Below are 15,705 nucleotides of genomic sequence, written 5' to 3' on the forward strand. Positions count from 1 at the left end.
TAGCAGGGGCTTGTTTATGACTTTTAACTTTCTGGGGCCTGGATTAACTGTAAATGTTGAGGCCAAAGTCAAAGAGCAAATTATTTTGGACAGCAGTGGATAGAAAGTTCAAAGATATCCAGCACAGACAAACAAAAGCAAAATTCGACTTAAACGCTGTTGTCTCCTACCTGTGCTTCTTGAAAATTCTTGATCCGCACTCCGTTTTTTACTCATTCGGAGATCAGGACGGTTTCTTAGGAGCGCCGGTTCAAGGCATCGGTTTAGACAGTTACTACGATTCTTACGATTACTTGTTTGAGCATAAGGACTCAATCATGAGATTCTTCAATCGCTCAATCAATAATCAGCTTGGGAAAACAAAAGCTACGTTGATTTTTTACGACGTTACCAATGTCTACTTTGAAACGGCGCTTACTGACTTGGAATGCGGCAGACAGCAGATGGATTTCCAAGACCGGCTTCAGGAAGAGGTGCAGCTGGCCTATGAAAACGGCGAGTTGGATGCTGCATGCTTTGACAAGGAAGGAAGACTGGTGCCCGGCCAAAAAACGGATGATTTCATTAAGAAAATTCAGGCGCAGAAAATCGAATACCTTCGAATGAGAGGTCCTTCAAAAGAGCATCGCTTTGACCTTCCGTTAACCTCCATCGCGTTAGTGATTAATGAAGAAGGCATCCCGATTGACTTTTATGTCTACGCCGGAAACGCATCCGAGTTCAAAACCATGGCCGCTTCAATTGAATCTCTGAAACAGAAATACAACGTTAAAGAGAGCATCGTCGTAGCCGACCGGGGCCTTAATTCTGCAGCGAACTTAAAGATGCTTCAGAGCAACGACCTCGGATTCCTGATGGCACAGAAAGTAAGCAATCTGGACCAGAAGACAACAAAGGCAATGTTCGACCCTGAGGGTTATATTCCGATCATCAAACAAGGAGAGCAAGTCGCCCGCTTCAAGGTCGTCAAAGACTGGACTAAGAAAGGAAAGCGCAAGGCTGAAGATACTAAATGTACTTTAGTTCTGACCTTTGATAAGAAGAGACAAAAACGAGATCTGGCAGTCCTTGAAGTCTGGAAGCAGCTTGTGCTGAAGAAACAAGCCCAGGGAGTAAAAGTTAAACCCAAGAGCTCCGGCTGGGCTTCCATTGCAAAAACTTCGGAAAAAACAGAGGCGAGAATAGAAGGAATTGATGAAGAGACGTTCGAAGCCAAACGCCGTCTTGCCGGGTACGCAGCTCTCGTTTACAAGAATGCACCTAACTGTCAGGAAACTAACGCTGTGCCGGACGGACGCCTGGCCGCCACCTACCACGAGCTGAACCAGATCGAGAGTTGCTTCCGAATTATGAAATCTCATCTAGGCTTACGGCCCATGTACGTGAGGAACTCAAACCACATTAAAGGCCACATACTTATTTGTGTGATTGCGTTGGGGATTCTCAAACTGCTGCAGTGGAAATTGAATAAATCAGGTACTCCGCTGACAATCCCGGAAATCATACGTGCATTGAATTCTGCGACGACCGTACCCATAAAAAGCGGCGATGAATTAATGTTCTTGCAGTGCTCGAGACCGCAAAACATTAGGAAGGGCTTGGAGGGATTGAATCAAGAAGAACTTAAGGCTGAACTTGCAGAACGCAGGAAGCAGCCAAATCAGCTTGAAATACTCTTTAAAACAGTGGGACTCGTACCGCCGGCCCGCTTAGTTAATCTCAAAGAAATGGGGCGCTGCTTGGGTGTAAGACTTACAACAGAGGAGGCAATTCCGGAATTGGTTAGGGACATGCTCTAGCATGTACACAAGACAATAAATTAAAAAAGCTCTGAACTTGCCGATAATCAAAGAGTTGAGAGCTTTTTATTTACCAGATTCTGCCAAACTCGGGTTTATTCGATGCGGCGGCGCCGTAAATTTAGGCAAAGACCGTACTTGTCAGTCAATTTTCTGCAGACGGTAGGCCTTAGAGCCGAGTCCTTTCCTTTCGGCATAATCGAGAACGTCGACGGAATGTTCGCGTTCCCATTCTTTGCGCAGTTCCGGATCAGAGGTAAGACCATAGACGATATCAAGCGCGGCTCGGTCGGCAGCAATCGGATCCGTGGAAGCAACGATGCCGAGATCAGGACGATCCGCCGTTCCGCGGCAGCCGTCGACCGGTTTCAAGGCGTTGATGATGTTAATAAACACCCAGCGTCCTTTCTTGTAGTCAAGGGCCGCGCTCACGGCGTCTGCCATAGATTCGGAAGTCCCTTTGGGAGAAGAGGGATGGTAGTAGTCCGTGACTACGCCGGCACTGTGTACCTGGCACGCACCTCTGGCCGTTCCCAGACAGATGGAAAGGTTTTTGTCGCTCCGCTGTATCTCTGTAAGTTATGTCCTTTGAAACGAACGATTGAAACCAGCGTGTCGTAATCAGCCAGGTGCGATCCGGTAATGAAGTTCCTTAGGTGGTAGCCGTTGTGCACCGGAATTGCTATTTCTTTTTCGGCATCCAAAATATCGATCGGAGCGACCTTGTCATAACCGAGGGATTTAGCGGTTGCCAAATGAGCAGCCGCGTTCGAGCGGGCGCTGTCCATGTAATTGCTCTCAATCAGCGTTGCATGAAGTTCATCAGCGATCGGCTTCAGGAGAGCCGGATCGATCATTTTTGCGCGGTCACGCTGATTTCCGAATACAACCTTCAAACCGACTTTGCCTTGTGCGGGCAGTCCGACGGCTTTGAATATGTCTAAAACGGCTTGGGGCGAGACGCTCGGAGAATAAAAGACAACCGGGGCATTCTTATTGTCTGTTAGGTGCGTCAGTTTGATGTTTTCGATGGGTGTTCTTTTTAAAGAACTGTCGACGGTTTGAGCAAGAGCGGGGAGGGAGAGGCCGGAAACGGAGGCGCCAACCGCGAGTAAAACTTGTCTTCTTTTCAACATGATCGTGGGTCCTATGGAGAGAGGTGGCTGATGAAACAAAATTTACCGGTGGGGCCCTTTCATGTCCAATATTTATTTTTTATTCTTTTTCATAAAGCTTTAGTATAAATGAACGGTCTCCATTAAGATTCATGAGAATGGACACTCTGAGAAGTTGGAAATACTTTTTCTCCCCGATTCCTGAAAAAAGTGGCTAACTCATCGTGCTTTTAAACCAAAATGTTTCAAAAATGCAAGACGGAAAAGCCAGTTTGAAAACAAATATGTCTAGGAAAAGGGCTAATTTGTAGGCGTTTAGATCATCAAAATATGGGTAGAAGCACCTAATAAAATTACGTTTCCCATGAAATTGAAAACCCTTCTCATTCTTCAAAAAGAATACTTAAAAACAAATAATTAGGCTCAAAATTTAATCCGTAAAGTCTAGGTAATTTCCCTGATGTATCGTGCAAACTGAACTTTTCACTTGTTTACAAAAACAAATCGGCGGATTATTCCGTTTGTTTCAGATGGAAACAATTTGTAAAAAGATCTCTGAAAGTTTAGACAGGAGAAATTCGCCATGAGTATTTATTTCTGGTTCCAATTTGCCCTGCTGATTGCATTCCTCTTCATCTCCGCTCCGCGCGGCGGTATGTTCCTGGGTTTGTTCTCCGGCATCGGCTTGATTGTGATTATGTTCGGTCCGAAACCTTGGTTAGGTCTTCCTCCGGGTAAACCGCCGGTCGACGTTATTCTGACCATCATCGCCGTGGTGGCAGCAGGTTCTACACTGCAGGCTTCCGGCGGCTTGGACTGCATGCTTCAGATCGCTGAAAAGATTCTGAGAAAACGTCCTAAAGTTGTGACCTTCCTCGCTCCGCTTTGTACCTTCACACTGACGATCCTCTGCGGTACAGGCCATACGGTTTACACACTCCTCCCCATTATTTATGACGTCGCAATCAAGACCGGTATCCGTCCGGAACGTCCGATGGCAGCTTCCTCTATCGCTGCTCAGATGGGTGTGATCTGCTCTCCAGTGTCCGTCGCCTGCGTTTCTATGGTCGCTTTGATCGCCGGCCATCCGATGGCAAACGGTACTGAAGTCGGCTTGGTTGAACTCTGCAGTTTGACCATTCCTGCCGGTTTGATCGGTTTGCTCGTCATGGCTACATACTCCAACTTCCGCGGCAAAGACCTCGACAAAGACCCGCAGTTCCAGGCTTTGATCGCAGATCCGGAAGCCAAGCGCTATGTTTACGGCGATTCCATGACTCTCCTCGGCAAGAAGCTTCCTTCCAGACAGTGGACAGCTATGTGGATCTTCCTCGCTGTTGTTCTCGTCGTTGCTCTGCTTGGTGCCTTCTCTGAACTCCGTCCGATGGTTGGCAAGAAACATCTCTCCATGACTCTGGTTATTCAGATGTTCATGCTCTGCGCCGGCGCTCTCATCTGCCTGATCACAAAGACTCCTCCGAAGTCCGTCGGCGGTACCTCTGTGTTCCGTTCCGGTATGGTTGCTGTGGTCTGCGTGTTCGGTGTTGCATGGCTCTCCGATACGATCTTCAAGGCTCACCTCAATGAACTGAAAGAAGTCCTCGTTGAATACGTCAAGCTCTATCCGTGGGCATACGCAGTCGTTCTCCTGTTAGTTTCCAAGCTCGTTAACTCTCAGGCTGCTGCTATCGCCATCGTGGTTCCGGTTGCCATCAGCATCGGTACTCCGACTGGTGTGGTTGTCGGCTGCTGCTCTGCTTGCTATGGCTACTACATCATCCCGACATATCCTTCTGACTTGGCTTCCATCGAGTTCGACCGTTCCGGAACAACTCATATTGGTAAGTTCGTGATCAACCACTCCTTCATTCTTCCTGGCTTGATCGGTGTGATCACCGCCACGATCTGCGGTTACTTTATGGCGATCGCTCGCGGCTGGATCTAAGAGAAGATTTAGTACTCTAGAAAAGCTCTGATTTTTGAGACGAGGGAAAACACCTAGTGTTTTCCCTCGTTTTGTTTTATGCTCATGGAGTACTCGCTTGAGCTTGTCGCTCAAGTGTTGGTAGATTCTTAAAGGACACTCATATTATTTAAAGGAGTTGTTATGAACTATTCCGGAGTGTTGGTTAGTGCCTTCCCCGGCCGTTATGACGAAATGCTCCGTGAACTCGACACCATAGAGGGTGTGGAAGTCCACCAACAGGACCCCGATCATAATCGCTGCATCATCGTGATTGAAGCTCCGGATGTCACAGCGGAAGTTGACCTTTTTAAAGCCGTTTCAACTCTTTCTGGTGTTGCCGATGCGGCTCTTGTTGTTCACAATTTTGAGGACGCTGCAGTAGTTTGTTCCTCTAATACTTAAGTTTTCCCAATTAGATTTCTTGTTCAGGAGACAATATGACGATTAATAATCCCCAAGTTAAACGTCGTGATTTACTGAAAGCCGGAGTGGCTGCATCTGCAGCTATGACGGTTGGTATACCTCTGAGCGAAGTTGCTAAAGCTGCGATTCAGAGCAGCGAAGGCGCTATCGTTTGGACGAAAGGCGTATGCCGTTTCTGCGGGACAGGCTGCGGGCTTCAGGTCGGCGTAAAGGATGGCCGTGTTGTTGCCACAAAAGGCGACCCAGACGCACCCGTTAACAGGGGCTTGAACTGTATTAAAGGTTATTTCAATGCCAAGATTCTTTACGGAAAGGACCGCCTGACACAGCCTCTGATGCGCCGTACAAACGGGAAATTCGATAAGAACGGAAAGTTTGAAGCGGTGACATGGGACGAGGCCCTCACCGAAATGGCGAATCAGTTCAAACGTGTTTACAAGGAAAAAGGACCGACAGGCGTTGCAATTCTGGGCAGCGGTCAGTACACCATTCCGGAAGCTTATGCAGCCAGCAAACTCGTAAAAGCCGGTTGGCGTTCTAACAACATTGACCCGAATGCCCGTCTCTGTATGGCGAGCGCTGTGGTTGGTTTTTACCAGGTATTTGGTATCGACGAGCCGGCTAACAATTACTCCGACATTGAAAAATGCAACACAATGGTTTTGTGGGGCAATAACATGGCCGAGGCTCATCCGGTTCTTTGGTCTCGCGTTGCCGACCGCAAGCTGACGCACAAAGAGACGAAGATCATCAATCTTACGACCTATAAGAACATGAGTTCTAACATGGCCGATGAAACGATCATCTTTGCTCCGAATGGTGACTTGGCTATCCTTAACTATATCCTGAGAGAAATAGTTCACCGTGACGCAATTGATCACGACTTTGTGAACAAGCACTGCATCTTCGCCGCAGGCGGAATGGATATCGGCTACGGTATGCGTCCTACCGACAAGTTTGCATTTCCGAAAGAAAAAGATATTCAGGCTAAACAGAACGCCATCATCCTGAGCAAGGAAGAAGCCATCGCTCAGAGCCGTCCTGAATTAGCCGGCAAAGAAGTCAAACAGACTCAGCAGGGCGGCAAAGCCGGTGCTCACTGGAGCATCTCGTTTGAAGACTTCAAAAAAGGCGTTGAACCCTACACCTTGGACTTCACGGCACAAATCGCTAAGGGCGACCCTGACGAAAGCCTGGAAGACTTCAAGAAGAAACTTAAGAACCTTGCCGACATCTACATCGACAAGAAGAACGACATCCTCAGCTTCTGGTGCATGGGCTTTAACCAGCATCAGAGAGGCGTTTGGGTCAATGAACTGATCTACTCCGTCCATCTCCTTCTTGCTAAACACGCTCGTCCGGGCAACGGTGCCTTCTCCTTGACCGGTCAGCCTTCCGCTTGCGGTTCTGCTCGTGAAGTCGGTACTTTCTGCCACCGTCTGCCGTCCGACCTGCTGGTTGCTCAGAAACCGGCTCGTGTGAAGAGTGAAAAGATTTGGGGTGTCCCTGAAAAGACGATTAACCCGAAGGTTGGCCGTGCTTACATGGAAATCCTCCGCGGTATGGAAGACAATTCTGTCAACTTCGTTTGGACACAGGTTGTCAACCCCTTCCAGGCTGCACCGAACTCCAATCACTGGCTTAAGGCAGCTCGCCATCCCGAAAACTTCGTTGTGGTTGCCGATGCCTATCCGACATTCTCCTGCCAGTACGCCGACTTGATTCTGCCGGCAGCAATGATCTTCGAAAAATGGGGTCTCTACGGCAACGCCGAACGTCGTACACAAGGCTGGCAGCAGATGGCCAATCCTCCCGGAGAAGCTCGTACCGATCTGTGGATGATGATGGAATTTGCAAAACGTCTGCAGGTTAAAGACTGTTGGGGCGAACAGCCGGTTCCGGGCCTCAAGGTTGACGGCTACACCGACGGTAAACTGCCGAGCGTTCTCGACGAAGCCGAGAAGATGGGCATCAAACCCGACATGACGCTCTATGACGTTCTCTTTGCACGTCCTGATAACCTGAAGGTGGCTTGGCCTGATCCTGACCTCGTCAGTAAGATCAACAGCACAACCGCTCCGGGCAACCTGAACTGGTTCCCTGAAAAGGCCCTGTTCAACGAATATCGTAAGTTCACATTGGGCGACGGCCATGACCTGGCTGACTTCACAACCTATATGAACTCCGAAACACGCGGTTTGATTTGGCCGGTTGTCAACGGTAAAGAAACCCTCTACCGCTTCAACCAGGACTATGACCCGTATGTCAGGGAAGGCGGTTACGCTTTTTACGGTAAGCTCTTCAAGGCAATCCCGACCGGCAACTTGTTCGGTGTCACGGATCCGAAACCGGTTCCGCTGCCCAACAAGGCTAAGATCTTCTTCCGTCCGTACGCTGCTCCTGTTGAACAGCCGGATAAGGAATATGATCTGTGGCTCTGCACCGGCCGTATCCTTGAACATTGGCATACCGGCAGTATGACCATGAGAGTGCCTGAACTTGAACGTGCTCAGGCGAACTCCTTCTTGTACATGAATCCGAAGGATGCTGAAAAACGCGGCCTGAAGAACGGTGACGTCGCAGTTTGCGAAAGCCGCCGCGGTCAGGTCAAGGCGATTGTTCAGACCAACCAGCGTAACTTCATGCCGAGAGGAATGACATGGCTGGCCTTCTTCGATAGAAAAGTTCAGACCAACCAGGTTGTTATTGACGCGACAGACCCGATTTCCGAAGAGCCGGATTTCAAGAAATCTGCCGTCAAGGTCTATAAGGCTCAGTAACTTTTGAACGGGAGGGCCGGGACGGCTCTCCGTATCTTCCATGACGAACCAAACCCGAAGAGACGTTTTAAAGAAAGGTTTGCAAGTTGCTGCCGTCGGCGTGGGCGCCGGTCTGATTTGGGATTTATTCCTGCAGAAGTCCGCCAAAGCCCAGGGGTTTGTTCCCCGTCCGCCCGGAGCACTGCCTCCTGATCAGTTTGAAACCGCCTGTTCCAAATGCGGACTGTGTGTGGAAGCATGTCCTTACGACACGCTGAAACTGGCCCGTTTCAACGATATCGCCGCCCCTGGAACACCGTTCTTTACGCCGCGTGATATTCCCTGCTACATGTGCAGAGACATTCCCTGCGTGAAAGCCTGTCCGAGCGGAGCGCTGTCGCACGAACTAACCGACATTACCGAGGCAAAGATGGGTGTGGCCGCAATCGACCACTACACATGCTTGTCCTGGCAAGGTCTGCGCTGCGAAATCTGCTATCGCGACTGCCCTGAACAAAACAAGGCGATCGTGATCGTGAGCCAGCCGCGTCAGATCAGTAACCATGCGATGTTCGTACCGGAAATTCATCCCGATAAGTGCACCGGATGCGGTTTGTGCGTGCATAGCTGCCCGACCGATAAACCTTCCATCAACATTGTTGATCCGGATGCGTTCCTCGGTAAGATCGGCGACCACTATCGTTTGGGCTGGAAGGAAAAACTCGATGCTCGAGCTGTGCCCGACGCACCGATGACGAGTAAAGACGGGAAGCCGCTTCCTCCGGGAGGCCTCGACTTCCTGAATTCGGAGCTGCCATGATGGAAAACAAAAAAGTAATTCGTCATCTGGACGCGCCCCGCACGTTCGGAGAATGGCTGCATCGCTATCGTTTTACGATTGCGCGCCGTTTTGTTCAGTTCTGCATTCTGCTCGCCTTCATCGGGACATTCCGCTTCGGCTGGAAAGTCCTCGGTCATCCGATTCTTGCAGGTGATCTTTCTTCTTCTCGAATCTTTGATACCGTTCCGCTGGCTGATCCGTTTGCCGCTCTGCAGCGCTTGGTCGCTCAGTATTGGCTTTCACCGGAATCCATGATCGGAGCCGGAATCATCCTTGCTGTCTACTGGGTTGTAAGCGGCAGATCGTTCTGCTCCTGGGTGTGTCCGATGAACTTGGTGACGGACTTTGCCTTCTGGTGCCGTAAGAAGTTAGGCATCAACACGAACGTTCTGTCTCTGTCTTCCGGTACGCGTTATGTGCTTCTGGCGATTGCTCTGATTCTGTCTATTGTGACGGGAACGGCAGCTTTTGAAGCCATCAGCCCGCAAGGTATTCTGTGGCGTGAGATCGTTTACGGAGGATTCTTAGGTCTGTTGAGTGCTGTCTTCGGAATCTTTGCGCTTGACCTTGCCGTGACAAAACGCGGCTGGTGCGGCCATCTCTGTCCTTTAGGCGCCTTCTGGGCGTTGTGGGGAAAGATCGGTCTGACCAAAGTCAAGTTTGACAATGATACGTGCACCCGCTGCGGCGACTGCATCAAAGTCTGCCCCGAACCGCAAGTGATTAACTTCAAGAAAGCGGCGGAAGTCGGTATGTACGCTTCCGGAGAATGTACGAACTGCGGTAAATGCGTGAGCATTTGCCCGGAAAACAGCCTTAAGTTTGGAATTCGCCCGATTAAAGATTCAAAGAAAACTCAATAGGAGTTCATATGAAAAAATTATTCATGCTTTCTCTTGCTGCACTGGTCTTTGCCCCTGCCGTGTATGCACAGCAGCCTGCTCAGTCCTCTGAGCTCGCCAAGTTTGCTCCCCCGATGATTCCGCATCCGATCGCAGCCTACATTCCGATTACTCCGGAAAAGAATGTCTGCGTGATGTGCCACATCCCCGGCGAACCGGGCATGAAAGTAGCCAAAGGCTCTCCCACACCGCTGCCTCCCAGCCATGTGAGCGACGGTAAGGTCAATCCCAACCGTTACGAATGCCTGCTCTGCCACGCTGAAGTTCTGCCGCAAAAATAAAGCGTAGAGCCACCCAAAAAAGCGCACTTCCGAATTTCTGGTCGTGCGCTTTTTTGTATTGGCAGAACTAAAGATTCTTTTGTTCTTTAGCCCAAACCGCTGCTTCCACTCTGGAGCGGAAGGAGAGCTTGTGGAGCACATGTTTGACGTGCACTTTGACCGTGCCGTCAGAAATTTCAAGGGCTTTGCCGATTTCTTTGTTGGTCTTGCCCTGCGCAATGAGCTTCAAGACGCTCTTTTCTCGTTCTGTAAGCTCGGAGAGGCGGCGCTCTTTGCTGAAGGACTCTTCTCTTAAGCACTCGGCTAAGGCCTGATTCATCGACGCAGAGAGAACTGTTTGGCCTTTTGCGGCTTTCTGAATGTCTTCAAGAATCTGTTCCGGCTCCTGATCTTTGAGCAGGTAGCCGTCGGCGCCGTTTTGGAAGCATTGGAGCAGGTCGGAAGGAGAGTCCGAAACCGTGAGCATGATGACACGGATAGAAGGGTTAAACGCTTTGATTGCCGTTAGGATCTCCACGCCGCTCGTGTGCTTCATGTTCAAGTCCAAAAGAACGATATCGGGGTCTCGTCCGCGTACAGCCACCATTGCTGCTTCGAAATCGCCGGCTTCAGCGACAACGTTAAAGGACGGATCCATTTTTAATAACTGGATGACGCCGCGGCGAAAGAGCGGGTGGTCATCTACAACAATAATGTCATGTTCACTAGCCATCAGGAAACCGCCTTTTTCTGAGAGTTAAAACGAAGAACAACCGAAGTTCCGTGGGGGATGACAGGCTCAACATGCAATTCCCCGCCCAATACCTTAGCACGCTCATGCATGATTTCCAACCCGTAATGACCTTTCTTACTTTTTAGATCAAATCCTTGCCCGTTGTCTGAGACGCGTATTTCGAAGGAATCTTCCCCTATCGGTTTAAAGGTGACCTCTACGGCGCTTGCCCGAGAATGCTTCTCGACGTTGGTCAGAGCTTCACGCAGGATGTGGAGCAAATGTACATGGCTTTGAGCATCCAGCTCAAAACTTTGAATCTGATTTTCGACGCTATAGTCGATGCCGGAACGCTCCTTAAATTCATCCAGAGAGGAAAGAATGTTCTCACGAAGGTCTGGAGATTTCGGCTTGAGACGGAAGGTTGTCAAAACTGAACGGAGCTGTTGATAAGCGGTGATCACGCCGAGCTTGAGCTCATCGAGAATGCTGCGGACTTCAGCTTCGTCGGACTTGTTTTTAAGCGCGGCGTCCAGACGTGTGATTTGAATTCGAGAGAAGGAGAGGGACTGAGCGATCGAGTCATGAAGTTCGCGCGCGATTGTCGAGCGTTCTTCAAAAAGAATCAGGCGGCGAGACTCCACGTTCTTCTCAGAGTTGTTGATCGCTAAAGCAAATTCTCGTGCAATGCTTCGAAGCAGTTCGCGATCGATGTGCACCGGAGCTTCACCGCAAAAGATTGCAGCAAAAGACAGCCTTGTGGTTCCGACAGCTCCGGGGACAAGAACGAGTGTGCAGTCTTTTCCGAGGACTTTTTTCTTGAAGAAATTGTATTTCTCGAAGGGAACGTTTTGGCCTTCAAAAAACTTTCTTATTTCTTCGGGGTCAATCGGATGGTGGCTGAATCGCGCGGCAAGACGAAGCGTCTTGTCGCCGTCGTTGCGAAGGTAAACAGCGCAGCTCAAGGCTTCTAAATTTTCGGAGCAAAAGTCCAGAGCTTTTTCTAAAACCGATCGGTTGAGCTCGGCCCCGAGGACGTTCTTAAGCCCGTAGAGCAGGTTGAGCGCTTTGTTTTGGCGATTTAAGTCAGCAGTCTTTTCACGAACTTGTTCTTCCAGGGATGAGTACATGCGCGATAAGTCGCGGATCATGAAGTTCATGCTTTCGGAAAGTGTTCCGATCTCATTGTGCTTTCTATAAGTACTCGACTTTGTGAAATCGCCGTTTCGGACGGAAGAGGCAAGGTTAGCCAAATCTTCTAAGGGTTCAAACAGTGTGTGACGCAGGAAATAGCGTACACCGAAGTAAAGGACGAAGGCCAAAAGCATGAAGGCAATGAGGCCGGCGTGGATGAAATTGCTTTTTGATTCGAGATCCTTTTCCAGGTCAAAAACAAACGTGTCGATGACAGAGACGAACTTAGGAACCGTATTTAAAAACTCATGGATCTTTTGCGGCTGCTGAATGGTTTCTAGCGCCATCGGTTTTATTTTTGAATAGAAATCGAAAGAAATAAGGTCGTAGCTTTTGCGAAGTTCATTGTCTGACTCTTCAGGAATAGCCTGAGTTAGCCCCGGCAGGTTTAAACGTCTTTCGAATTCTGCAATGGCAGCCTTAATGTCCTTACTGCGAACAACCTCGGTGTCTTCCGAGCTGCGTGCGACTGTCAAGGCCAGCACATAACTCTGCATACGAAGAGAGCCCGACACATTAATTGCGCTGCCTTTTCCGGTCGAATCTTCCGAGATTTGAAGTACGAGGAAGAGGGCTCCGAAGGCAAAGGCAGTGACGACGAGCAAAAAGCAGGAGATCTGCCAAAACAGCGAATGGCTGAAAGTTACAAGGAGTTTTTTCAGGTTCACTTTCGGCTTCTCCAATGAATGAACGTTGCAACTTCCGTTCATTCTAATGACGAGAACACCATTGTTCGATTATTTTTCGAAAGGCCAAAACAAAAGGCGTCTGAAGCCAATGCATCGGACGCCTATAGAAAGCTAATCAATGTTTAGCGGACGCCTTCGACCGGGAAAGCCTTGACTGCGTGCCACAGTGCTTCTGCACCTTGAATGAAGTCTGTGATTTCCATGGCTTCGTTCGGATTGTGAGAACCCTTCTGGTTAGCAACGAAGATCATCGCAGCTGGAATGCCGAGGTTGCCGAAAATAACCGTATCGTGACCTGCGCCGGACGGCAGCTTCTTAACCTTGAGGCCTGCCTCAGTGGCGGACTTAGCCAAGTGCTCGCTGAGTTCTTTGTGAATGGCGAGCGGCTGGCTCTTGATCACGCCGTCAAACTCAAATTTAACGCCGCGTTTTTCTCCGATCTTACGGGCTTCTTCTTCAAACAAAGCATGGAAGCCGTTGAGTGTCTCCTGAGACAGAGAACGAATGTCGGAACAGAAGGTAACTTCGCCCGGAACGATCGCGATTGCAGAAGTCGGGGCAGTGTGAACGACGCCGATCGTGAAAACAAGGTCGTGTCCGGCTTTGAGCCACTCATCCCACAAGCAGTCCATACGATAGGCCAATTCGGCAAAAGCGAGCACGGCGTCGTGTCTGAATTGTTTGTCAACGGCGCCGGAATGAGCGGTCTGGCCGATGCAGCGAATCGTCTTATGACGAAGGTTGCCGCGGATGCCGGTGACGATACCGACGCGGTATTCTTCGGAAGAATCAAGGGTCGGGCCCTGTTCGATATGAAGTTCGATAAAGGCAGCCATCTTGGCGAGATCGACAACAGGCTCGCCGGTTGTCAGATCTTCCGGATTAAAGCCGCATTCTTTGATGGTCTCAGCAAGTGTTTTTCCGTTGCTGCGATGTTTGAGGGCTAAATCCTTTTCAGTGAGCTGGCCGGTCATACCGAGAGAACCCACATAGCATTTGCCGAACCAGGAGCTTTCTTCCATTCTCATCATCAGAACCGTGTAGTCGCGTTCGGGCTGATAACCGGTTTCGCGCATCCATCGGGCGACGGTCAGAGCGGCGACGATGCCGGCTAGTCCGTCATAGTTTCCGCCCTGAGGAACGGAGTCGGCATGAGAGCCGCTCACGAGCGCGGGAAGTTTACGATTTTTTCCGGGGACGGTCATCCAAACGTTGCCGGCCTTGTCGGTGCTGATTTCGAGATTGAGTTCTACGCCGATTTTTTTGAAGTACTCAAGAACCTTTGTTTCAACAGGGCTATAACCCTGTCTGGAAACGCCGGTGGTGTCTTTGGACATAGCGCGCACGTCATCAAAGCATTTTTGAGCAAAGACTAGGGAATCTTTTTGGAAGTCAGTTGTCATGTGTTCTCCTGGTGTGAATGTTGAGTATCTGTGAGAGTCTAAATCGTTAAGTCAGACCCCGAAAGATGGGAAGAAATGAGTAAAAGTCACAAATAAACGGGATCAATAATTTTATGTCTAAATGTAAAAGAAATGTGCAGATGTAAGGGTTACCCACATTACAAAAAAGTGACAAATGTGAAACACTCACGGCAGGCCGAAATAGTGAATTTTCCATTTCAGCCGGGGAGAGTTTTTTCCGAATTCGGAAAAAGCAGTACACAAAAAATCAATAGGTATATTTCAATGTCAATTACAGCCTGGATTGCAGTGCTCGTCATTATTGCGACGATTTACTGCTTAATTAAGCGCTATGAGACACGTTTGGTGTTGTTCACAGCCGGCTTGTTCTTATGCTGCATCTCTATGAAACCGATGGCAGCTTTAGACCAGTTTGCCAAGAGCATGACGAACGCCAGCTTGATCATGGCAATCTGCGGTGCGATGGGCTTTGCTTACGTCGTTACGCACACTTCCTGCGATCGTCATCTGGTTAGCCTGCTTGCAGCTCCGCTCAAGAGATTGGGCATTCTGCTGATTCCGGCCGCTACTGCCGTGACCTTCTTCGTCAACATTGCTATTCCTTCTGCCGCAGGTTGTGCTGCTGCTGTGGGTGCAACGTTCATTCCGGTTATGATTCGCGCCGGTATCCGTCCTGCCGCAGCCGGTGCTGCCATTTTGATGGGTACATACGGTTCCATTCTTTCTCCGGGTATGAGCCACAACAACTTCGTTGCCGGCATCTCCAAGATGAACGTGATGGATTTGATCTCTCTCCACACTCCGTTCTCGCTCATCATGATGGGTATCGGTTTGGTTGGTATTACGATCGTCTGCTTGGTTCTTCGTGACAACAAGCCTACTGCTGAAGAACTGGCTGCTTACTCTGCTAAGGAAGGCGGTGCTCCGATCGAGAAGATCAACTTCCTGAAAGCTCTTGCCCCGCTCATCCCCTTGATCATCCTCGTTCTTGGCAACAAGTACGTTCCGGCTCTTAAAATGGGCGTTGCTCAGGCTATGGTCCTCGGCGCCATCTTCACGCTGCTCGTCTCCTGGTGCGATCCTCAGAAGTTCTCCAAAGAGTTCTTCAGAGGTATGGGCAACGGCTACGGTGACGTTATGGGTATCATCATTGCCGCCGGCGTGTTCGCTGCCGGTCTTCGCAGTGCCGGTTTGATCGATGCTTTTGTTACAGCTCTGAAGGCCTCCAACGAACTCGCTCGCTGGGGCGGTTCTCTTGGACCATTCGTTCTGGCTGTTATTACCGGTTCCGGCGACGCTGCTACCTTTGCTTTCAACGAAGCGGTTACTCCTCACGCTGTTGACTTCGGAATGCAGGTTCCTAACCTTGGCTCTCTGGCCCTCATCTCCGGCTCTCTCGGCCGTACGATGTCCCCGATCGCCGGTGTTGTGATTCTTCTTTCCGGTCTCGCAATGGTTCCGCCGATTCAGTTGGTGAAACGTACCGCAGTCCCGATGATTGTGGCCGTGATTACCTTGGCTTTGATTATGGTTTAATCAACCCTAATTAAACAAATAAAACCGCTCGACTCTTCTGTGGGTCGGGCGGTTTGTGTTTTTA

At 49.8% G+C, this 15,705-nt stretch carries 11 protein-coding genes and 1 pseudogene; 8 read left to right on the top strand and 4 right to left on the bottom strand.

Annotated features, from left to right (window positions below; genetic code table 11):
* Window positions 1-95 precede the first annotated feature (95 nt).
* Entirely contained in the window at window positions 96-1,799 is a 1,704-nt protein-coding gene (locus tag ACZND6_RS11440; protein ID WP_489524701.1) for an IS1634 family transposase, read from the top strand.
* A gap of 141 nt (window positions 1,800-1,940) precedes the next feature.
* On the opposite strand, the pseudogene ACZND6_RS11445 reads toward ACZND6_RS11440, so the two are convergent.
* Window positions 1,941-2,935 (bottom strand): annotated as a pseudogene (locus ACZND6_RS11445) (DUF362 domain-containing protein).
* Window positions 2,936-3,497: 562 nt separating this feature from the next.
* Between ACZND6_RS11445 and ACZND6_RS11450 the strand changes: the two are divergent.
* The 6 genes from ACZND6_RS11450 to ACZND6_RS11475 all read left to right on the top strand — a co-directional run bounded on the left by ACZND6_RS11450 (window position 3,498) and on the right by ACZND6_RS11475 (window position 10,086).
* Window positions 3,498-4,859: an anaerobic C4-dicarboxylate transporter gene (locus ACZND6_RS11450; RefSeq protein WP_293737014.1), complete on the top strand. Its 1,362-nt coding sequence runs from the start codon at window positions 3,498-3,500 to the stop codon at window positions 4,857-4,859.
* Window positions 4,860-5,021: 162 nt separating this feature from the next.
* A complete protein-coding gene (locus ACZND6_RS11455) occupies window positions 5,022-5,282 on the top strand; it encodes a chaperone NapD (protein ID WP_293737013.1) in 261 nt (86 codons plus the stop codon).
* A 35-nt stretch (window positions 5,283-5,317) separates the two neighbouring features.
* Window positions 5,318-8,083, top strand: a complete 2,766-nt coding sequence (gene napA / locus ACZND6_RS11460; RefSeq protein ID WP_293737012.1) for a nitrate reductase catalytic subunit NapA — start codon at window positions 5,318-5,320, stop codon at window positions 8,081-8,083.
* A gap of 40 nt (window positions 8,084-8,123) precedes the next feature.
* Window positions 8,124-8,882: a ferredoxin-type protein NapG gene (napG, locus tag ACZND6_RS11465; RefSeq protein ID WP_008810629.1), complete on the top strand. Its 759-nt coding sequence runs from the start codon at window positions 8,124-8,126 to the stop codon at window positions 8,880-8,882.
* Entirely contained in the window at window positions 8,879-9,766 is an 888-nt protein-coding gene (napH, locus tag ACZND6_RS11470) for a quinol dehydrogenase ferredoxin subunit NapH (protein ID WP_293705116.1), read from the top strand. Before napG ends, napH begins: the two co-directional genes overlap by 4 nt.
* Window positions 9,767-9,774: 8 nt before the next feature.
* Complete coding sequence (locus tag ACZND6_RS11475; protein WP_278660637.1) at window positions 9,775-10,086, top strand: nitrate reductase cytochrome c-type subunit; 312 nt, start codon at window positions 9,775-9,777, stop codon at window positions 10,084-10,086.
* A 67-nt stretch (window positions 10,087-10,153) separates the two neighbouring features.
* Here the strand turns inward: ACZND6_RS11475 and narL are convergent, their stop codons facing one another.
* From narL to ACZND6_RS11490, 3 genes are all read right to left on the bottom strand, one after another.
* The gene (narL, locus tag ACZND6_RS11480; protein ID WP_293737009.1) at window positions 10,154-10,798 is read right to left on the bottom strand and encodes a two-component system response regulator NarL; all 645 of its coding nucleotides are present in this window, start codon (window positions 10,796-10,798) and stop codon (window positions 10,154-10,156) included.
* Window positions 10,798-12,660, bottom strand: coding sequence for a histidine kinase (locus ACZND6_RS11485; RefSeq protein ID WP_370748521.1), 1,863 nt, complete (start codon window positions 12,658-12,660; stop codon window positions 10,798-10,800). The genes narL and ACZND6_RS11485 overlap by 1 nt, the downstream gene beginning before the upstream one ends.
* A gap of 143 nt (window positions 12,661-12,803) precedes the next feature.
* The gene (locus ACZND6_RS11490) at window positions 12,804-14,084 is read right to left on the bottom strand and encodes a Zn-dependent hydrolase (RefSeq protein WP_293737007.1); all 1,281 of its coding nucleotides are present in this window, start codon (window positions 14,082-14,084) and stop codon (window positions 12,804-12,806) included.
* A gap of 285 nt (window positions 14,085-14,369) precedes the next feature.
* Here ACZND6_RS11490 and dcuC point away from each other — a divergent pair, with 285 nt between their 5' ends.
* Window positions 14,370-15,641, top strand: coding sequence for a C4-dicarboxylate transporter DcuC (gene dcuC, locus ACZND6_RS11495; protein WP_021868275.1), 1,272 nt, complete (start codon window positions 14,370-14,372; stop codon window positions 15,639-15,641).
* The last annotated feature ends 64 nt before the right edge of the window (window positions 15,642-15,705 follow it).

Source organism: Parasutterella sp. (assembly GCF_057870745.1).